Here is a 19,752-nt window from a genome sequence, read left to right on the forward strand (position 1 = left end):
CGTGGAGGTCCAGACGCCGGCGTGGGCCCGGCACCGGTGGGAGGCTCCCGTGACCGTCTACGACCTCGTCGCGATGGGTCGGGTGGGCGTCGACCTCTACCCCCTCCAGCACGGCGTCACGCTCGACGAGGTGCGCACCTTCGAGAAGTTCCTCGGCGGCAGCGCGGCCAACGTCACGGTCGCCGCGGCCCGCCACGGTCGGCGCGCCACGCTCGTCAGCGCCACGGCCGACGACGCCTTCGGACGCTTCGTCCACCGCGAGCTGCTGCAGCTCGGCGTCGACGACGCTCACGTGCAGACCATCACCGCGGGGCCGCCGACCCCGGTCGCCTTCTGCGAGGTGTTCCCGCCTGACCACTTCCCGATCTGGTTCTATCGCTACCCGATCGCGCCAGACCTTCTCATCACGGCGGACTCCCTTCCCCTGCAAGCGATCCGGGAGGCACGGGTCTACTGGTCCACCGTCACCGGGCTCAGCCAGGAGCCGAGTCGAGCGGCCCACCACGCTGCCTGGGAGGAGCGCGGCCGGGCGCCGCTCACCGTCCTCGACCTCGACTACCGGCCCGTCTTCTGGAGCGACCCCGACGAGGCCCGTCGTCGGGTGCGCGAGGCCGTGGGTCACGCGACCGTCGCCGTCGGCAACGTCGAGGAGTGCGAGGTCGCGACCGGGGAGACCGAGCCCGAGGGGGCGGCCCGCGCGCTCCTGGCGGCGGGCGTCGAGCTCGCCGTCGTCACGCAGGGACCACGCGGCGTGCTCGCCATGACGCCCTCGGAGCAGGTGAGGGTCGGCGCCTTCCCCGTGAGGGTCGTCAACGGCCTCGGTGCGGGCGACGCGTTCGGTGGGGCGCTCGTGCACGGCCTGCTCGAGGGGTGGGACCTCGAGCGCGTCCTTCACTTCGCCAACGTCGCCGGTGCTCTCGTCGCCGGCAGGCTCGGGTGCTCGACGGCGATGCCGACGACGGCCGAGGTGCAAGCCCTGCTGTCCGATGTCGAGGTCGCCGACGGCGCCATGTGAGGGGCGCGCGAGCAGGCCCGGAAACGAGAAAACCCGCCCCTGCTGGTCACGTCGCCGAACTCGACCAGCAGGGGCGGGTGCCCTTGACCCGATGATCCGACAGGGGGAGGAGATCACCGAGTCGCACAGGAGCAACTCACGACATCGACTATGAGCGCCCGACCTTAAAGAACGCTGGGAAACCCGTAGCAGTTGGCCCTGACCGTGCCCACGCGTCGGTCGGGATCGCTGGACCGCAGCGGGACGGCATACGTGCGCCGTCCGAGGCGCCGGAAGTCAGCCGGGGACGGGGCTCGACGCTCCCGGGACGACGGGCGCCGACCGGAAGGCGCGCGGCGCCGACCCGTGCTCACGCTTGAAGGCGGCGCTGAAGGCGAACGCGTTGGCATAGCCCACGGCGTGCGCGACCTGCTCGACGCTGAGGCTGCCCGCGCGCAGCAGGTCGGCGGCGCGGGCCAGCCGCCAGTGGGTGAGGTAGGCCATCGGTGACTGGCCGACGAAGTCGGTGAACCGGCGCGAGAGGGTCGCGCGCGACACGTGGACGTGGGCGGCGAGGACGTCGAGGGTCCAGGGGTGCCCCGGCTCGTCGTGCAGCGCCGCGAGCGCGCGGCCCACGAGCGGGTCGGACCCCGCCCGCCACCACGAGGGCGCCGAGTCCTCGGCGCGCGAGAACCACTGGCGGACGGCCTCGATGAGCACGAGGTCGACGAGGCGGTCGAGCACGACGTCCTGGCCGGGGAGGTCGCGCTGCACCTCACGGGCGAGCAGCCCCGAGAGGGTCGGGTCGGCCTCGTCGGCACGCACGACCGCCACGTCGGGCAGGGCGTCGAGCAATCGGCCCGTCACCTGGCTCGCGAGCTCCCACGACGCCGTGAGGAAGGTCGTCTCTCCCGGCTCGTCACCTGCGTTGCCCCACGTGCGTGTGCCGAGCCCGAGCGACACGGCCAGGTGCTCGCCCGTCAGGGACCGGCAGACGTTGCCGGGCTCGATGACGACACCGGGCTCGGTCGCGACGTCGTCGGCGAAGACCCACGGGTGGGTGCCCTTGACGAGTGCGAGGTCGCCGGTGCCGAGGGCGATCGCCTCGCCCCGCTGGGGCAGCAGCTCAGCCGTCCCCGCCACCATGACGACGAGCCCGAGGGCGGCCTCGTCCTCGATCCGCAGGGCCCACGGCGCCCGCATCTCGCACCGCAGCAGCGAGGCACCGCGGGCCCGGTGGCCGTCCATGACGGCGCTGAGGGTGTCCATCGCCCCACGGTACGCCGATGAGACGATCGCTGAGGTTGATGAGCCGAAGGGACATTCATCTGCTCACCCCGGCGCAGTGTCATGGAGACATGGACACGACTCTCATGCGCACCGTCACCCTCGCGACGGCCCTCGGCACCGGCGTGCTCGGGGGCGTCTTCGTCGGCTTCTCGACCTTCGTCATGCCGGGCCTCGACCGGTTGGCGGCGAGCGACGCCGTGCGCGCCATGCAGGCCATCAACGTCACGGCGCCACGCGGCCTCGCAGTGCCCCTCGTCGTCTCGGGCCTCGGGTCGCTCGCCGTCTGCGGCTGGGCGTTCGCCCGCTCGAGCGGCAGCGCTCGGGCGCTGCTCGTGGCCGGGGCGCTCACCGGCGTCGTCGCCCTCGGGGTCACCGCTGCCTACCACGTGCCGCGCAACGACGCGCTCGGCCGGGTGGACGCCGGCTCCGCCGCCGCCGCGGCGGTCTGGCAGGGGTATGCGCCGGGCTGGGTCGCGATGAACCACGTGCGGGCCGCGCTGTCGCTGGCCTCCGCGGGGCTCCTCGTGGCCGGCGCCGTCCGGGCGGGCTGATGCTCAGCGGGCGCCGACGACCATCCAGTCGTCACGGCGGGACCGCCAACCGAGCAGGACGCCGCGGATGACCATGAACCCGGTGAAGGCGAGCCAGAGCACGACGACGTCGCGGGTCGCGGAGCCGCTGGGCCCCCCGGCGCGCACCGCGAGGATGAGCGGCAGGTAGGCGACGAACGTGACGACCATGCCCCACGCGAGCCACCGGCCGTCGCCCGCGCCGATGAGCACGCCGTCGAGGACGAAGACGTAGCCCGCGACCGCCTGTCCGAGCCCGACGACGACGAGGGCCGCGCCGAGCGCCTCCTGGACGGCCGGGTCCGGAGTGAAGAGCGGCGGCACGACCGAGTGGAGCCCGGCGATGACGAGCCCGAGGGCCAGCCCACCCCACACGCCCCAGCGGATCATCGTGCCCATGGCCTCCCGAACCGCCATCCGGTCGCCGGCGCCGAGGGCGCGACCGGTGATGGCCTGCGCCGCGATCGCGAGGGCGTCGAGCGCGAAGGCGAGGAACGACCAGACCGTCATCGCCACCTGGTGGGCCGCAAGGGTCACGTCGCCGAGCGAGGCCGCGACCCACGTCGTGACGATGAGGATCGCGCGTAGGGCGACGGTGCGCACGAGCAGGGGTATGCCGGTCCGCGCGGCTGCGAGGACGCGCGCCGGGTGCGGGCGCAGCCGGGCCTGCCGGGCTCGGGCCTTGACGAGCAGCACGGTGACGAGCGCGAGGCCCATGCCGGTCTGGGCGATGACGGTGCCCCACGCGGATCCGGCGATGCCCCAGTGCAACCCGTAGACGAAGACGAGGTTGAGCACGATGTTGGCGCCGAAGCCCACGACCGAGGCGACGAGGGGCGTGGTCGTGTCCTGGAGGCCACGCAGCACTCCCGTGACCGCCAGGATGACGAGCATCGCGGGGATGCCGAGGGCGGAGATGCGCAGATAGGTCGTCGCCTGCTCGATGACGGCGGGGGAGGCGCCGAAGGCAGCGCTGATCGGTCTGGCCCACACAGCCACCGCGGCGGCCGTGACGGCGCCGAGGCCGAGGGCCAGCCAGAAGCCGTCGATGCCGGCGCTCACCGCGGAGCGCTCGTCGCCGGCGCCGAGGTGGCGCGCGACGACGCTCGTCGTGCCGTAGGCGAGGAAGACGAAGATGCCGGCTGCCGTCACGAGGGACGCGCTCGCGACCCCGAGCCCGGCGAGCTCGGCGGTCCCGAGGTGGCCGATGATCGCCGAGTCGGCGAGGAGGAAGAGCGGCTCGGCGATGAGCGCGAGGAAGGCCGGGACCGCCAGGCGGACGATCTCGCGGCGGTGGTTCGTGGGCAGGGGGGCGGTGTTGCTCATGACGGCCTCACGACAGCGATCCGAGGTGCTTGAGCGCCTCGCGTCGCGACAGGCCGGACAGGTCGGGGTGGGCGGCGACGAACGAGCGCACCCACTGCGGGTCGACGCGGGAGTGGTCGCGCAGCGCCCAGCCGATCGCCTTGCGGCTGAAGAAGTCCGGGTCGTCGATGTTGGGCTCGACGACATCGGTGAGCAACGACTGGTCGAGTCGGTCACGCGCGCCGACCTGGCAGATGATCGCCGCTCGGCGCACCCACAGCGAGTCCGATCCGGCCCAGTCGCGCATTCGCAGCCTCTCGACTGTCGGGTGGGCGAGCACCGTGTCGCGGACGAGGTGGGTCGCGATGTCGTCGACGACGTCCCACCACGCACCGGCCCGGATCAGGCTCTCCCACAAGGGCATCGCGTCGCTGTCGACCCACGCGCGGTAGGGGCGGTGACGCGCGAGGGCGATGGCGGCATACCACTGCTCCCGGTGGGTGGCACCGTCCCACAGGGCCCGGATCGTCGCCTCCCACTGCTCCCGTGACTCCATGGCGAGGCCGGGGTCGCGGAGCAGGGGAGCGAGGGCCGCCTTGAGCTGCGGGGACGTGAGGCCGACGTACGGCATCGCCGACTTCATGTAGCGCTGCTGTCCCGCCGCTCGTTCCGGGTCGGCCCGGGCGACGAGAGCGGCCCTCACCTCCGACACGAGGTCGGGGTGCGGGCCGATCGACATGTGACAACCGTAGTCGGCGCCGTCGACGGCTCAGGTCAGCCGTCGAGGACCACGACGTCGAGAGCCGGATCGGTGAGGAGCCGTCCGACGCTGCGTAGCTCACCTTGGTCACCGTGACCCCGCCGAGGCGCAGCGTGCGGCACGTCGGGTTCGGCCGCTGCTCCCGGCCCTTGGTGCCCTGGGGCCCACCACTGCGGTGGACCGTGACCCGGACCCCGGTCTTCGCCTGGTGGTCGGCCCGTCACTGTCTTGACGAGGAGGTGTGCCGGACGGTTGGGTCCCGCTCGTCGTCAGACCGGCCGCACGGCCCGGCCGAGGTAGCCGAAGACCCACGGGCGCATGACCTTCGGCATCGGCGCGTAGGCCCGCTCGATGTCCTCGACGACGAGGCCGGACTCCTCGACGAGCCGGTCGATGGGGCGGGTCAGGTGGCATCCGTCGAAGACCTTCTTCTGCACGGGCTCGATGACGCGCTGCCACCGCTGCACGCCCTCCTCCGGCGCGATGCCGTGCTCGAGGAAGTGGAGCGCGGCGCCGGGGCGCAGGACGCGCCGGACCTCGGCGAGGGCGCGGCCGACGTCGGGGATGGTGCACAGCGTGAACGTCGAGAGGACCGCGTCGGCGCTCGCGTCGGGCAGGCTGAGCCACTGGCCGTCGAGGTCGCCCCGGACGATCGGGATCGGGCTGCGTGCGCGGCGCTGGGCCCCTAGGGCCCACGCGACGTCGGACGGCTCGACGGCGACGACGCGGGTGACCGCAGGGGGGTAGAGCCCGATGTTGAGCCCGCTGCCGAAGCCGAGCTCGACGACCTCGCCGTGGAGGCCTTCGCAGGCCCGCGCACGGAGGGCGCGCACCTTCTCGTCCTCGCCGCCGGCTGCGACGAGCCGCGGAGTGACCTGGGTCGACCAGATGCCCATGCGAGCAGACTAAGGCGGGACTCAGCCGGCGCGCAGGGTGATGACGGGGATCTCGGGCGGCGCGAGCACGCGGACGGGTGGACCCCAGGCGCCGGCGCCGCGGCTCGTCAGGACGGGCACGTCGCCGACCGCGGCGAGCCCGTCGATGACCGGCTGCTGGAGCGGCACGGCATACCGGAAGGGCCACAGCTGGCCGCCGTGCGTGTGGCCGGAGAGCTGGAGGTCGACGCCCGTGCCCGCGGCCGACGGCGGCCTTGGGCTGGTGCGCGGCGAGCAGCGTGAAGGTCGATGCGGGGACGTCGGCGAGGGCTCGGTCGATGTTGGGGGCGTCGGGTCCGCGCCCGGTCTCGTCGTGGATGCCGCCATCCGGATGCTGGCGGATCCCAGTGTGAGCGTGACGTTCTCGTTGCGCAGGACGTCGATGCCCAGGGTCTCCCCGTGGTCCATCCAGGCGTCGGCCTCCTGCGAGATGAACTCGTGGTTGCCGCGGACGGCGAAGACCCCGAGCGGGGCGTCGAGGTCGCCGAGCGGAGCGAGCGCGTCGGCCACCTGGCTGACCGTGCCGTCGATGAGGTCGCCGCCCAGCACGACGACGTCGGGGTGCTGCCCGTTGACCTGGTCGACGACGCGGCGGGTGAAGCCCGCGTCACGGATCGGGCCGACGTGCAGGTCGGTGACGCGGGCGACGCGCAGGCCGTCGAGCCCACCGGGTGCCGCGCGGGTCGATGAGACCGCTCTGGACGGCGAAGGCGGACAGGGTCGCGGCCCAGCCGAGCGCCCGCACGACGGCGGTGGCGCGTCGGGCCGCCGTGGGCCAGCCGGGTGCGACGGCGAGGCGGCGGCGGAGGAAGAACGTGAGCAGCGCGAGGATCGCCGCGACGACGGCGACGAGGAAGGACGACGAGTCGGCCGGCGCGGGTCAGGCGGGGGTGCCGAAGCGGACGGCGTTGCGCTCGCGCGCCTTCTGGCGCTCGATCTCGCGGTCCTTGGGCGGCGCGGTCGTCGTCAGGTGCTCGAGCAGGTGGGCCGTCGCGTGCGCGATCGCCTCGACCGCCTCGTCGAAGGCCGCCTGGTTGGCCTGGCTGGGCTTGGTGCTCCCGCTGACCTTGCGGACGTACTGCAGCGCGGCGGCACGGACCTCATCGCTCGTCGCGGCCGGCTCGAAGTTGTGGAGCTGTCGGATGTTGCGGCACATGCCTCGACTGTATGTCGCGGCACCCACGCAGGGCCCCTCCAGACCGCTTCGTTCGAGGTGATGGCGCTACCCACCTCGGTGTCAGCATCACCTCGATCGGCCGGAGGGCCGGTGAACTCTTCTCGACGAGGGGGTTGCCAAACTGAGAGTTAGTAAACTTTACTAACTCTCGTGACCACCGCACTGCCGCGAGCCCGCCGCGTCTCCCCCCGCACCGCCGTACTGCCTGCGCACGGCCGGCGGCACAACCTCTCGCTCGTGCTGCAGATGCTCTACTCCGTCGGCGCGATGAGCCGGGCCGACCTCGCCCGTCGCCTCGGGATGAGCAAGGTGACCGTCTCCGACCTCGTCTCCGAGCTCATGGACAGCGGCCACGCCGTCGAGCTCGGCCCGTCCGAGGTCGTGCGTCCGGGCAAGCCGGGCACGCTCGTCGACGTCAACCGCACCGGCCTGCAGGCCATCGGCGTCGACCTCGCCGCCCACGAGGTGCTTCGCGCCGCGGTGCTCGACCTCGACGGCAACATCCTCGTCCGCGCCGAGCGCCCGATCGGCGACGACTCCGGCCAGGCCGTCGTCGACACGGTGCTCGACCTCGTCCACGAGGTCATCGGCGCCGCCACCGCGCCCCTTCTCGGCATCGGCGTCGGCACCCCCGGCATCGTCGGCCCGGGCGGCGTCGTCGACACCGCCCCCAACCTCGGCTGGACCGACGTGCCGCTGCGCGACATCGTCGCCGACGCGACCGGCCTGCCCGTCTTCGTCGTCAACGACGCCGACGCGGCGGTCCACGCCGACTACACCCTCGGCGACGGCGGCGACGACCTCGTCCTCGTCAAGATCGGCCGCGGTGTCGGTGGCGGGCTCATCGTCGGCGGCCAGCGGGTGCGCGGTGCGCACTTCGCGTCCGGCGAGATCGGCCACGTCACCGTCGGCACCGACGGCGGTGCGACGTGCCGCTGCGGCAAGGTCGGCTGCCTCGAGACGTGGATCTCGGCGCCCAACCTCGAGAAGGCGCTCGCCGCGGCCCCGGGCGATGACCCGCAGGAGCCGCTGCGCGAGGCCGGCGAGCGGCTCGGCATCGCCCTCGCCCCCGTCGTCGCGGCCCTCGACCTGTCGGAGGTCGTGCTCAGCGGCCCCGAGCACCTGCTCGGCGGGGTCCTGCGCGACGCCGTCGAGGAGACCCTCCGGGCCCGCCTCCTCGCCCGTACGACGACCGACCTCACGGTGCGCCTCGCGCACCGCTCCGACGACATCGTCCTGCGCGGCGCGGCCGTCCTCGTGCTCTGGGACCAGCTCGGCGTCGCCTGACGCCGCGGTCCACCCCGACCCGGCCCGGCGGCATACGCCATCGGTCCCCGACACCGCACCACGACACCGCACCACGACACCGCACCACGACACCGCACCACCCCCCGAACTCCCCTCCACAGGGACACCCCTCCACTCGCGTCCAGCGAACAACCGGTCCGCACCGCGGCCCTTTGAAAGGAAGACAAGGAATGAAGAAGACCCTGGGTCTGGCCGTGGCCACGACCACCGCGGCGCTCGTCCTCACCGCGTGCGGTGGGGGTGCCACCGGCTCGACCACCGACCCCTCCGCGGGCGCGTCGGGCAACGCCGGCAAGACGATCACCCTCTGGCTCGCCGGCACCGACACCCCGAAGGAGCTGCGCACCTACCTGCAGGACACCTTCAAGAGCAAGACCGGCGCCACCCTCAAGATCGAGGAGCAGAGCTGGGGCGACCTCGTCACGAAGCTGACGACGTCGCTGCCCGACCCGAAGAACACCCCCGACGTCACCGAGATCGGCAACACGCAGAGCCCGACCTTCACCAACGTCGGCGCCTTCAGCGACGTCTCCGACCTCTACCCGGAGCTCGGCGGCAGCAAGCTGCTGCAGTCGTTCGTCGACGTCGGCAGCGTCGACGGCAAGCAGTACGCGCTGCCCTACTACTTCGGCTCGCGCTACATGTTCGCGCGCAAGGACCTCTGGAAGGAGGCCGGTGTCGCCGCGCCGAAGACCCTCGACGAGTTCAACGCCGCCGTCAAGACGATCACCGCCAAGAACCCACGCACCATCAAGAACTTCTCCGGCTTCTTCCTCGGCGGCCAGGACTGGCGCAACGGCATCTCGTGGATCTTCGCCAACGGCGGCGAGCTCGCGAAGCAGGAGGACGGCCAGTGGGTCTCGACGCTCGCGGACCCCAACACGGTCAAGGGTCTGACCCAGCTGCAGGATCTCTACAGGAACGCGTCCAAGGCCCCGGCCGATGCCAAGGACCAGACCCCGTGGCTCTACGTCAACGACGCCGACGAGATCCTCGACGAGTCCGGCAACGTCACCGGCAAGACGTCGCTCGCCGCCGCGACGATCATGGCTCCCGGCTGGGCGCACTGGTCGATCGGCGACCTCAAGGACAAGGACGGCAAGAAGGTCCGCGAGTGGAACGACGCGAAGTTCAGCGCCTTCGTGCTCCCGGGCAACGACGGCAAGCCCGCCCCGGTCTTCGCCGGTGGCTCGAACATCGCCATCTCCAAGGCCAGCCAGAACCAGGCCCTGTCCAAGGAGCTGCTCAAGATCATCTTCTCCGCGGACTACCAGAAGAAGCTCGGCGGTGCCGGTCTCGGTCCGGCCAACACCGACTACGTCAGCTCCCTCGGTGACGACCAGTTCGCCAAGGCGCTCATCGACTCCGCGACGAACTCCAAGCTGACGCCTGCGGCCCCGGGCTGGGCCACCGTCGAGTCGAAGATGGTCATGGAGGAGTTCTTCTCCAAGATCCGGGACGCCTCGGACCTCACGGCCCTGGCCCAGGAGTACGACGCGAAGATCACGCCGCTGCTCAACCTCAAGTGACCTGACCCTCGCGTGACACCACGTCCGGCGGTCGGGAGATCCCTCCACCCGACCGCCGGCCGTCAGGTTCGAAAGGCCCGCCCATGACCTCCACGGCGACCGCTCCCCTCGAGACCGCCCCCGTGCCGGAGCCCACGGCTCCCGCCCGCCCCGCCCGACGGCATACGCCCGCCTGGCTCGTGCTCCCCTCGCTCGTCCTGCTCGTCGCCGCCCTCGGCTACCCCGTCGGGTGGCAGGTCGTCACGAGCTTCCAGCACTTCGGGATGATGCAGCAGTTCGGCCAGCCGCCCGAGTGGGTGGGCCTCGCGAACTACGCGTCCCTCGTGACCGACCCGGAGCTCTGGGTCATCGTCGGGCGCTCCATCGCCTTCTGCCTCGTGTGCGCCCTGTCGACGGTGGCGATCGGCCTCGGCCTCGCCCTGCTCATGGGCGCGGTCAGCCGCGCCGCCCGCCTCGTGCTCCAGGTCGCACTGCTGCTCGCCTGGGCCATGCCCGTCGTCGCCTCGATGACGGTGTGGACGTGGATCGTCAACTGGCGAAACGGCCTGCTCAACTGGGCGCTCGAGCGCGTCGGCGTCGACGCCCAGGGCCACAACTGGCTCGTCGAGCCGCTCTCGTTCCTCGTCGTCGCGGCCGTCATCGTCGTCTGGATGAGCGTGCCCTTCGTCGCCCTGTCGATCTACGCCGGCCTGACCCAGCTCTCCCCGGAGGTGCTCGAGGCGGCCGAGATCGACGGCGCCGGTGGCTGGAAACGCCTGCGGCACATCATCCTTCCCCTCGTGGCGCCCGTCATCTCGATCGTCCTGCTGCTCCAGCTCATCTGGGACCTGCGGGTCTTCACGCAGATCAAGCTGCTCCAGGACGCCGGTGGCGTGGCCAACGAGACCCACCTGCTCGGCACGTACATCTACCAGCTCGGCACGGGCGCCGGGGACTTCGGGATGGCCAGCGCCGTCTCGATCCTCATGCTCCTGCTCACCGTCGCCGTCAGCTGGTACTACGTCCGCTCGCTCATGAAGGAGGAGTCGTGAGCCGCATCCTCGGCCCCGCCAGCTCCCGTCACTCGACCCGCGGCTCGACGCGGCGCTCGGTCCTCACGGTCGTCGCCGTCATCGTCGCCCTCGTCTGGGCGTTCCCCGTCTACTGGATGGTCAACTCCGCCTTCCTCGACAAGGTGACGCTTCAGTCGAGCACCCCGACCTTCCTGTCCTTCGGCGGCTCGTTCGACAACTTCGCCACCGTCTTCGGTGACGCGGGATTCGTTCGCGCACTGGGGATCTCGCTCGCCGTCACCCTCGTCACCGTCGCCGCCGCGATCGTCATCGCCTTCCTCGGCGCCCTCGCGATCAGCCGCTTCCGCTTCCGGGGCCGGCGCTCGTTCATCCTCGCGCTGCTCCTCATCCAGATGCTGCCGGCGGAGGGCCTCTTCATCGCGCAGTACAAGATGATGAGCTCGGTCGGGCTGCTCAACAACGTGCTCGGGCTCGCGCTGCTCTACACCGCTGCCGTCGTGCCCTTCACCGTGTGGATGCTCCGCGGCTTCGTCGCCGGCGTGCCGGTCGAGCTCGAGGAGGCCGCCATGGTCGACGGACTCTCGCGCACCAAGGCCTTCCTGCGGATCACCTTCCCGCTGCTGGCTCCCGGCCTCGTCGCGTCCGGCGTCTACGCGTTCCTCCAGGCGTGGAACGAGTTCACCGTGGCCCTGGTCGTCATGACCGAGGAGCAGTCCCGCACCTTGCCACTGTGGCTGCGCGGCTTCGTCCAGGCGAGCGCGACCCGCGAGACCGACTGGGGCCAGGTCATGGCCGCGTCGACCGTCGTCGCCGTGCCGGTCATCATCTTCTTCCTCGTCGTCCAGGGACGCATGAGCAACGGCCTCGTCGGCGGGGCGGTGAAGGGCTGAGATGAACACCTCACGAGAGGCGCTGCGGCGCCTCGCCGTCGGCACGCTCATGCCCGGATTCGTCGGTACCACGGTCCCCGCGTGGATCGAGCGGGAGTATGCCGCCGGGCTGGCCTCCGTCTGTCTCTACGGCGCGAACGTCGTGGACCCCGACCAGCTGGCCCAGCTGTGTGGGTCGCTGCGGTCGGTGGCGCCGGACGTCATCGTCGCCGTCGACGAGGAGGGCGGTGACGTGACGCGGCTGCACTACCCGACGGGGTCGACGCAGCCCGGCAACGCGTTGCTCGGTCGCCTCGACGACACCGCGCTGACGCGGGACTCCGCCGCGGCCATCGGGCGCGAGCTCGCGGCATACGGCATCAACCTCGACCTCGCGCCCGTCGTCGACGTCAACTCCGCCGACGAGAACCCCGTCATCGGGGTCCGCAGCTTCGGCGCCGAGGCGGCCCACGTCGCGCGGCACTCGGCCGCCTACGTCGACGGTGTGCAGTCGGTCGGGGTCGCCGCGTGCGCCAAGCACTTCCCGGGCCACGGCGACACCGTGACGGACTCGCACCACGCGCTGCCGCGGGTGCATGCCGAGGCGCACGTGCTCGACGCGCGCGAGCTCGAGCCGTTCCGTGCGGCGATCGAGGCGCGGGTCGCATGCATCATGACCTCGCACGTCGTCGTCAGCGCCATCGACGCCGAACGTCCGGCGACCTTCTCGCCCGTCGTCCTCGGCGACGTGCTGCGCGACCGGCTCGGCTTCGAGGGGGTCATCGTCTCCGACGCCCTCGACATGGCCGGGGCCTCGGCCGAGACAGGCATCCCCGAGGCCGCGGTGCGCGCCCTCGTCGCGGGGTGCGACCTGCTCTGTGTCGGGTCCGAGACGACGGAGGACTGCTACCTCGCCGTCGTCGAGGCGGTCGTGCGGGCGGCGGAGTCGGGTCGGCTGCCTCTCGAGCGACTCGAGGAGGCGGCGGCGCGGGTCGTCCTGCTGTCCCAGGGCTTCGCGGTCGGCGGCCCGGATGTGCACGGCAGAACCGCCGACGTGGTGGGGCCCGCTCGGGCCAGCGGCGCGCTCGTCGGCGGCTTCGAGGTCGGGGACGCGGTGCGCACGTGGCTCGACGCCCCGGGCGAGGCCGTCATCGTGCAGGTGGCCTCCGACCCGAACCTCGCCGTCGGGCGGGTTGCCTGGGGGCCGACGGCCGCCGGGCTGACGACACCCGAGGGCGACGTGCCCGAGGGCGCCAGGGTCGCCGTGGCCGGCCGCGGGCTCGCCGCGGGGCACCCGCTCTGGGAGGTCGCCGATCGCCTTCGTGCACAGGGACATCCGACGATCGTCGTCGACTGCGGCTGGCCTCGCGGCGGCGCGGACCTCGTGACCTTCGGGGGCTCCGTCGTCGTCGCCCAGGCCCTCGGCCGCTACCTCGGGGTGCCGGAGCGATGACGGCCGAGCCGCGGCTCGGTATCGACATCGGCGGGACGAAGACGGCTGTGGTCCTCGTGGCCGACGGCTCGGTGCGGGCGATGTGCTCGGCACCGTCCGGACGCGGCGCGTCAGGGGTCGTCGACGTTGCCGTGCGCCTCGCCCGCAAGGTCCTCGCTGACGAGGCTCGGGGTGCCGGGGGTGCCGGGGGTGCCGGGGGTGCCGGGGGTGCCGCGGACGTCGTGTCGGTGGGTGCGTGCATGCCCGGGCTCGTCGACCCCGTGAGCGGGGTCGCCCGGCACGCCGTCAACCTCGAGGTCGAGTCGCTCGACCTCGCCGGTGAGCTGTCCGTACGCCTCGGCGTTCCGGTCGCGGTCGAGAACGACGTCAAGGCCGCCGCCCTCGGTGCCTGGCGGCTGCGCGCGCCATGGGCCGAGGGGTCGACGGCTGCCGACACCGGTCCCGGTGGTCATGGTGGTCCTGGTGGTCTGGCACTCGCGTACCTCAACCTCGGGACGGGGCTCGCCTCGGCCGTCGTGCGCGACGGCGTCGTGGTCCGCGGGATCGACGGGGCGGCAGGCGAGATCGGACACCTGCCGGTCGGCGGGGACGCCCCGTGCACGTGTGGTCAGGTCGGCTGCCTCGAGACCGTGGCCTCGGGCTCGGCGCTCGCCCGTCTCTGGCCGGTGGCCGGGCGTCGGGCCACGAACCCGTTCGCGGCCGCCGCTGCCGGCGACGCCCTCGCGGCCGCCGCCGTCGACGTGCTCTGCACGGGGGTGGGGCTGGCGGTCCAGCTGCTCGCTCTCGCCTCCGGGGCCGAACGCGTCGTCGTGGGTGGCGGCCTCGCCGGGTTGGGGGCCCCGCTCCTCGACGGGATCCGCGCTGACCTCGAACGGCGCGCACGCAGCTCACGGATGATCGACGCCCTCGGCCTGCCCGAGAGGGTCGAGCTGTTGCCTGCCGACGTGCCCGTGGCGGCCCTCGGCGCCGCATGGCTGTCCGCACCGGACCTTTCCGGCGCCCCGCGGCTGGCCTCCGTCGGCTCCCCGGTCGGGCTCGCAGCCGTCACCGTGCCCGGTGAGAGGGTGGGGTGATGGAGGTCCTCGTCCTGCCCACGCCCGCCGACGTCGCCCGCCGGGCGGCCGAGGTCGTCATCGACGGCCTCGGGGCCGCACGCCGCGACGAGCCAGTCCTCGGGCTCGCGACCGGGTCGTCGCCCCTGGGGCTCTACGCGGAGCTCGCGCGGGCCGTGGCGACCGGTCGTCTCGACCTGCGCGGCGCCCGTGGCTTCGCGCTCGACGAGTACGTCGGCCTGCCCGCCGGTCACCCCCAGTCGTACCGCGAGGTGCTGCTCCGCGAGGTCTGCGGGCCCCTGGGGCTGTCGCCCGACCGGCTCCAGGTGCCCGACGGCTCCGGCCATGACGAGGACGAGCTCGTCGCCGGTGCCTCGGAGTACGAGCGACTCATCCGTGTTGCGGGTGGGGTCGACGTGCAGATCCTCGGCATCGGTGCCAACGGTCACCTCGGCTTCAACGAGCCCGGCTCGGCGCTCTCGTCGCGAACGCGCGTCAAGCGGCTGTCCGACCGCACGCGCCACGACAACGCACGCTTCTTCGACGGGATCACGGACGTGCCGACCCATTGCGTCACCCAGGGACTCGGCACCGTCCTCGACGCGCGACGCCTCGTGCTCGTCGCCTCCGGACCCGGCAAGGCCGCGGCCGTGGCGGCCGCGCTCGAGGGTCCGCTGTCGGCCTCGTGCCCGGCCTCGGTGCTCCAGTGGCACGCCGACGCGACCGCGCTGCTCGACGAGGCTGCCGCCTCGATGCTGCGCAACCGGGACTACTACGACGCCTCAGCCGCCGGGCTCTGAGCCTGTCCGCGCGACCGCGGCGGACGGCATACCCCATGGTCGGGCGTGTCGCGACGGGCTGTGGACAACGCACAGGGGTGAGGAACTTGTTCTCCACAGCCCGTGGACAGCCATTTGTGCAGGTCACCGAGCACGACGTGATGTGACCGGCGCCACATGCCCACAGTTGTTCACACACGTTGTCCACACCTGTTGACGGCGTGTCGGGGATGTCCGTCCACCGGTTGTCCACAGGGGGATGAGGCCGAGGGGCGGCTGAGGTTGTTGTCCGTGGAGCCCCGCACCTACGGTGGGGCGGGTGCTCCTCGGGAAGGGCGCGCGACGGGCTGGGTAGGTCTCGTCGGCGCCGTCCTGCCTGGCGCTGTCAGCGCAACGCTGTCTACTGGTGTGGACCGAGTTGCACAGATGTCATTCATTACTCAGGGGAAGGGGAGCACGTGTCGCTCGCTGAGCTGAGCACGAGCGCGTTCGCGTCGTCGTCGACCCGTGACGGAGGCCCCCCGGACGACCGTCTCCCGCCGCAGGACGTCGGGGCCGAGCAGTCCGTCCTCGGCGGCATGCTCCTGTCCAAGGACGCGATCGCCGACTGCGTCGAGCAGCTCAAGGGCACCGACTTCTACCGTCCCGCCCACGAGCTCATCTACGACGCCGTCCTCGACCTCTACGGTCGCGGCGAGCCCGCCGACGCCATCACCGTCAGCGATGAGCTGACCAAGCGCGGCGACCTCGGGCGCGTCGGCGGCCAGGCCTACCTCCACCAGCTCATCGCCTCGGTGCCCACCGCGGCCAACGCCGGCTACTACGCCCAGATCGTCGCGGAGCGCGCCGTGCTGCGCCGCCTCGTCGAGGCCGGCACCCGCATCGTCCAGCTCGGCTACGCCCAGGGTGGCGGCGACGTCGAGGACATCGTCAACGCGGCGCAGGCGGAGGTCTACGCCGTGGCCGACAAGCGCGGCGGCGAGGACTACCACGCCATCGGCGACATCATCGAGGCCACGGTCGACGAGATCGAGGTCGCGTCGGGCCGTTCCGGTGAGATGACCGGTGTGCCAACGGGATTCACCGACTTCGACGCCCTGACCAACGGCCTGCACCCCGGACAGATGATCGTCATCGCCGCCAGACCGGCGATGGGCAAGGCGCTCGCCCTCGACACGCCTCTCCCGACACCCGCCGGGTGGACGACGATGGGCGAGGTCGCCGTCGGTGACTTTGTCATCGGTTCGGACGGCCGTCCCACTCGCGTCGTGGCGGCCACCGAGGTCATGGTCGACCGCCCCTGCTACGAGGTGGAGTTCTCGGACGGCTCGGTGTTGGTCGCCGACGAGCAGCACCAGTGGTTGACGCACTCGCGCGCCGAGCGGCGTGGCCAGGGTGTGGGGTCGGTGCGCACCACCGGAGAGATTGCGCTCTCTGTGCGCACGACCACGGCCGAGGCGAGGCTCAACCACTCCATCGCGAACGCGGGCGCCCTTCAGCTCGAGAGCCAGTCGCTGCCTGTCCCGCCCTATGTCCTCGGTGCCTGGCTCGGAGACGGCACGAGTGCCGGGGCTTCGATCACCACGGCGGACCCCGAGCTGGTGATGCGACTCGAGGCCGAGGGTCTCGTCGTCAAGCCCCTCGCGGCCCGGATGCGCTACTCCTTGTCCCTGCCCGACGAGCCCGTCGCCGCCCAGACGTGTGTCGTCTGCGGCGAAGAGTTCGTCCCGCGGACTTCTCAGGTCAAGACCTGCGGAAGGTCGTGTGGAGGTCGCGCGAAGGGTCTCGGTGCACCCAGTGCCCACCCCTCGTGCCCCGACTGCGGCCAGCCCTCATCCGGCCTCCGCAGGTGCCAGGTCTGTCGCGACGAGCACGGAACGGTGACCGCGTTGCTGCGCGGTCTCGGCGTCCTGGGCGACAAGCACGTCCCGCAGGCGTACCTGCGCGCCAGCGAGGCCCAGCGTCGCGATCTGCTGGCCGGTCTGCTCGACACCGACGGCACCGTGACCAATGCCGGCTGTGTGCAGTTCACCGTGACGAACCGCGTCCTGGCCGAGGGCGTTCGTGAGCTCGTCGTCAGCCTGGGCTACCGGTGCACCATCGCGACGCGTGCGGTCAAGGGCCGCTCGGTCGAGTCGTCCACGGCCTACAACGTCAACTTCACGTGTGACGACGACGTGTTCTGGCTTCCTCGGAAGGCGCTCCTGCACAAGGAGCTTCGACGCAAGACGCTCACCCGCCGGTCGTCGCGGTTCATCACCGACGTGCGTCGCATCGCGTCGGTCCCGGTTCGTTGCATCGAGGTGGCGGCGGATGACCACCTGTACCTCGCCGGCGAGTCGATGATCCCGACGCACAACTCGACCATCGGACTCGACATCGTCCGGTCTGCTGCGATCAAGCACAAGATGGCTGCCGTCGTCTTCTCGCTCGAGATGAGCCGCACCGAGATCACCATGCGTCTGCTCTCGGCCGAGGCCGGCATCCAGCTGCAGCACATGCGCAAGGGCACGATGCGCGAGGAGGACTGGACCCGCCTCGCCTCCACCATGGGCCGTGTCTCCGATGCGCCGCTCTTCATCGACGACTCGCCCAACATGTCGCTCATGGAGATCCGCGCCAAGTGCCGCCGGCTCAAGCAGCGCGAGAACCTCAAGCTCGTCGTCATCGACTACCTCCAGCTCATGAGCTCGGGCAAGCGCGTCGAGTCACGCCAGCAGGAGGTCTCGGAGTTCTCCCGTGCCCTCAAGCTGCTCGCCAAGGAGCTCGAGGTGCCGGTCATCGCGATCTCGCAGCTGAACCGTGGTCCCGAGCAGCGCACCGACAAGAAGCCCGCGATGAGCGACCTTCGCGAGTCGGGATCGATCGAGCAGGATGCCGACATGGTGATCCTGCTCCACCGAGAAGCCGCCTACGAGAAGGACTCTCCGCGAGAGGGCGAGGCCGACCTCATCGTGGCCAAGCACCGAAACGGCCCCACCGACACGATCGTCGTCGCGTTCCAGGGCCACTTCAGCCGCTTCACCAACATGGCCAACAACTTCTGACCCGGATCCCTTGGCAGCACAGGTCGCTCGAGCCCGCGGAGATCTGGCGTGGTCGCCTCCGGGGCTGCGCCCATAGGCTGGGCGCATGGCGACGGTGAGGCAGGTCCAGGTCACGTTCGACTGCGCAGATCCCGAGCGGGTGGCTCGCTTCTGGTGCGAGGTGCTCGGCTACGAGGTGCCGCCACCGCCCGAGGGTTTCGCCTCGTGGGACGAGTTCGACCGGTCGCTGCCGGCGGAGCGTCAGGGTTCGGCGTTCGCCTGCTCCGACCCGACGGGGGTGGGTCCGCGCCTGTTCTTCCAGCGCGTCCCCGAGGGCAAGGTCGTCAAGAACCGGGTCCACCTCGACGTCCGGGTCGGCACGGGGCTCGTCGGTGAGCAGCGCCTCGCGGCCCTCGAGTCCGAGTGCGCACGGCTCGTCGCCCTCGGAGCCACCCGGGGGACGCTGCTGCGCGCCGACGGCTTCAACGAGTCGTGCCAGGTGATGCAGGACGTCGAGGGCAACGAGTTCTGCCTGGACTGAGCGCGACACGGCCACCCCGCACAATCCACGCGAACGGCGGGTGGCCGGATCGACGGCAGGTCTCAGTCGTCGGCCAGGGCGGCGAAGGTCTGCTTGGTCCCGGTGTACCAAGCCATCGACTTCTTCGGGTGCCGCCACCGGGCCTTCATCGCCTGACGGGCCTCCTCGTGGGTGGCGTCGCCCGACTTCTCCGCCTCCTTGAGGTGGCGGTCCTGGGCCTTGATGATCTCGTCGGCGGTGTCGGCCTGGTGGGCGAGGTCGCACGGTCCGCCGAGGTCTCGGCAGGTCATCGTCTTCATGGTCGTCTCCTTCTCGCGGGGGTGTCTCGCTCTACTGACGAGCGGGACGCGGCAGATGTGACAGGCCGCGACCGCTCAGCGCGCCGGCTCCATCCGCCGGATGTCGGTCCACCCGGTCCACCCGCGCTCCTCGAGCAGCTCCAGGAGTCGGCCCGCGCATGCGAAGGACTCGAGGAACGCCGCGTCGAGGAGCGCGACCAGGTCGTCGCTCACGGGGTGCACGTCCTCGATTCCCTCGGCCTCGGCCGACGCGGCCTCGATGAAGGCGGCGACCCGGTCGGCGAGGGCGGGTAGACGCGGGTCGTCGGGGGTGCAGTCGACGAGGTCGCCGACGTCGAGGTAGAGCCGGCGCAGCACCTCGTGCTCGATCTGGGTCTGCTTGATCACCATGAAGGCCGCGACCTCGTCCGGCATCTGCGCCGCGATGAGGATCCAGCTGTCGCGCTCGACCTCGATGAGCCGTTCGGGGAAGCCGAACTCGCGCATCCGGTCGAGGTAGGCGACCGCCTCGGGGGGCAGCGCCAGGCTGTCACCCGCCGCGAGCTTGGCGATGCGCTCCCGGTGCCGCTGGAGCTCGCGGATCTCGGCGCGCAGGCGGCGGTCGATCTCCTCGACCGCCGCCGCGAACTCCTCGTCACCCGCCTCCATCAGCTCGTGCACCCGGGACAGGGGCACCCCCGCGTCGGCCAGCGTGCGGATCCGGACCAGCTCGACGACCGCGGCCGCGTCGTAGCGCCGGTAGCCCGAGTGGTCGCGCTCGGGCTCGGGCAGCAAACCCTTGGCGTGGTAGTGCCGGACGGTGCGCACGGTGACGCCGGCGTACGCCGCGAGCTGGCTGATGGTCAGCATGGCC

The 19,752-nt window shown here is 71.7% G+C and carries 19 protein-coding genes; 11 read left to right on the plus strand and 8 right to left on the minus strand.

The window, feature by feature from the left end; all coding sequences use genetic code 11:
* Window positions 1-49: 49 nt before the first annotated feature.
* A complete protein-coding gene (iolC, locus tag AB4Z14_RS06675) occupies window positions 50-1,015 on the plus strand; it encodes a 5-dehydro-2-deoxygluconokinase (protein ID WP_442274521.1) in 966 nt (321 codons plus the stop codon).
* Window positions 1,016-1,291: 276 nt separating this feature from the next.
* Here iolC and AB4Z14_RS06680 read toward each other — a convergent pair whose 3' ends face one another.
* Window positions 1,292-2,263: an AraC family transcriptional regulator gene (locus tag AB4Z14_RS06680; RefSeq protein ID WP_442274522.1), complete on the minus strand. Its 972-nt coding sequence runs from the start codon at window positions 2,261-2,263 to the stop codon at window positions 1,292-1,294.
* An 89-nt stretch (window positions 2,264-2,352) separates the two neighbouring features.
* Between AB4Z14_RS06680 and AB4Z14_RS06685 the strand changes: the two genes are divergently transcribed.
* On the plus strand, window positions 2,353-2,835 hold the full coding sequence (locus tag AB4Z14_RS06685) for an anthrone oxygenase family protein (RefSeq protein WP_442274523.1): 483 nt from the start codon (window positions 2,353-2,355) through the stop codon (window positions 2,833-2,835).
* A gap of 3 nt (window positions 2,836-2,838) precedes the next feature.
* Here the strand turns inward: AB4Z14_RS06685 and AB4Z14_RS06690 are convergent, their stop codons facing one another.
* From AB4Z14_RS06690 to AB4Z14_RS06710, 5 genes are all read right to left on the minus strand, one after another.
* Window positions 2,839-4,179 carry an MATE family efflux transporter gene (locus AB4Z14_RS06690; protein WP_442274524.1) on the minus strand — a complete coding sequence of 447 codons (1,341 nt, stop codon included), beginning with the start codon at window positions 4,177-4,179 and terminating at the stop codon, window positions 2,839-2,841.
* Between the two features lie 7 nt (window positions 4,180-4,186).
* On the minus strand, window positions 4,187-4,897 hold the full coding sequence (locus AB4Z14_RS06695) for a DNA alkylation repair protein (protein ID WP_442274525.1): 711 nt from the start codon (window positions 4,895-4,897) through the stop codon (window positions 4,187-4,189).
* 290 nt (window positions 4,898-5,187) lie between these two features.
* Window positions 5,188-5,814: a class I SAM-dependent methyltransferase gene (locus AB4Z14_RS06700; protein WP_442274526.1), complete on the minus strand. Its 627-nt coding sequence runs from the start codon at window positions 5,812-5,814 to the stop codon at window positions 5,188-5,190.
* A 21-nt stretch (window positions 5,815-5,835) separates the two neighbouring features.
* The gene (locus AB4Z14_RS06705) at window positions 5,836-6,507 is read right to left on the minus strand and encodes a metallophosphoesterase (protein ID WP_442274621.1); all 672 of its coding nucleotides are present in this window, start codon (window positions 6,505-6,507) and stop codon (window positions 5,836-5,838) included.
* A gap of 226 nt (window positions 6,508-6,733) precedes the next feature.
* Window positions 6,734-7,009 (minus strand): DUF2277 domain-containing protein, encoded by a 276-nt coding sequence (locus AB4Z14_RS06710; RefSeq protein ID WP_056823265.1) that lies wholly within the window; start codon window positions 7,007-7,009, stop codon window positions 6,734-6,736.
* A gap of 171 nt (window positions 7,010-7,180) precedes the next feature.
* Between AB4Z14_RS06710 and AB4Z14_RS06715 the strand changes: the two genes are divergently transcribed.
* The 9 genes from AB4Z14_RS06715 to AB4Z14_RS06755 all read left to right on the plus strand — a co-directional run bounded on the left by AB4Z14_RS06715 (window position 7,181) and on the right by AB4Z14_RS06755 (window position 18,600).
* A complete protein-coding gene (locus AB4Z14_RS06715; RefSeq protein ID WP_200961823.1) occupies window positions 7,181-8,317 on the plus strand; it encodes an ROK family transcriptional regulator in 1,137 nt (378 codons plus the stop codon).
* A gap of 191 nt (window positions 8,318-8,508) precedes the next feature.
* Window positions 8,509-9,867 (plus strand): extracellular solute-binding protein, encoded by a 1,359-nt coding sequence (locus AB4Z14_RS06720; RefSeq protein WP_442274527.1) that lies wholly within the window; start codon window positions 8,509-8,511, stop codon window positions 9,865-9,867.
* 83 nt (window positions 9,868-9,950) lie between these two features.
* Entirely contained in the window at window positions 9,951-10,898 is a 948-nt protein-coding gene (locus AB4Z14_RS06725) for a carbohydrate ABC transporter permease (protein WP_442274528.1), read from the plus strand.
* Complete coding sequence (locus AB4Z14_RS06730; protein WP_442274529.1) at window positions 10,895-11,770, plus strand: carbohydrate ABC transporter permease; 876 nt, start codon at window positions 10,895-10,897, stop codon at window positions 11,768-11,770. The genes AB4Z14_RS06725 and AB4Z14_RS06730 overlap by 4 nt, the downstream gene beginning before the upstream one ends.
* A 1-nt stretch (window position 11,771) precedes the next feature.
* Window positions 11,772-13,202, plus strand: coding sequence for a beta-N-acetylhexosaminidase (gene nagZ / locus AB4Z14_RS06735; protein WP_442274530.1), 1,431 nt, complete (start codon window positions 11,772-11,774; stop codon window positions 13,200-13,202).
* Window positions 13,199-14,275: an ROK family protein gene (locus AB4Z14_RS06740; RefSeq protein WP_442274531.1), complete on the plus strand. Its 1,077-nt coding sequence runs from the start codon at window positions 13,199-13,201 to the stop codon at window positions 14,273-14,275. The genes nagZ and AB4Z14_RS06740 overlap by 4 nt, the downstream gene beginning before the upstream one ends.
* On the plus strand, window positions 14,275-15,054 hold the full coding sequence (locus tag AB4Z14_RS06745; protein WP_442274532.1) for a glucosamine-6-phosphate deaminase: 780 nt from the start codon (window positions 14,275-14,277) through the stop codon (window positions 15,052-15,054). The genes AB4Z14_RS06740 and AB4Z14_RS06745 overlap by 1 nt, the downstream gene beginning before the upstream one ends.
* A 437-nt stretch (window positions 15,055-15,491) precedes the next feature.
* Entirely contained in the window at window positions 15,492-18,080 is a 2,589-nt protein-coding gene (gene dnaB, locus AB4Z14_RS06750) for a replicative DNA helicase (protein ID WP_442274533.1), read from the plus strand.
* Window positions 18,081-18,165: 85 nt separating this feature from the next.
* Window positions 18,166-18,600 carry a VOC family protein gene (locus tag AB4Z14_RS06755; RefSeq protein WP_442274534.1) on the plus strand — a complete coding sequence of 145 codons (435 nt, stop codon included), beginning with the start codon at window positions 18,166-18,168 and terminating at the stop codon, window positions 18,598-18,600.
* 62 nt (window positions 18,601-18,662) lie between these two features.
* Here the strand turns inward: AB4Z14_RS06755 and AB4Z14_RS06760 are convergent, their stop codons facing one another.
* Both AB4Z14_RS06760 and AB4Z14_RS06765 read right to left on the minus strand, forming a co-directional pair.
* The gene (locus AB4Z14_RS06760; protein WP_442274535.1) at window positions 18,663-18,899 is read right to left on the minus strand and encodes a DUF1059 domain-containing protein; all 237 of its coding nucleotides are present in this window, start codon (window positions 18,897-18,899) and stop codon (window positions 18,663-18,665) included.
* A 75-nt stretch (window positions 18,900-18,974) separates the two neighbouring features.
* On the minus strand, window positions 18,975-19,748 hold the full coding sequence (locus AB4Z14_RS06765) for a MerR family transcriptional regulator (RefSeq protein WP_442274536.1): 774 nt from the start codon (window positions 19,746-19,748) through the stop codon (window positions 18,975-18,977).
* Between the last annotated feature and the right edge of the window lie 4 nt (window positions 19,749-19,752).

The sequence above is a fragment of the Terrabacter sp. 2TAF16 genome (assembly GCF_052115065.1).
Classification (GTDB): Bacteria; Actinomycetota; Actinomycetes; order Actinomycetales; family Dermatophilaceae; genus Terrabacter.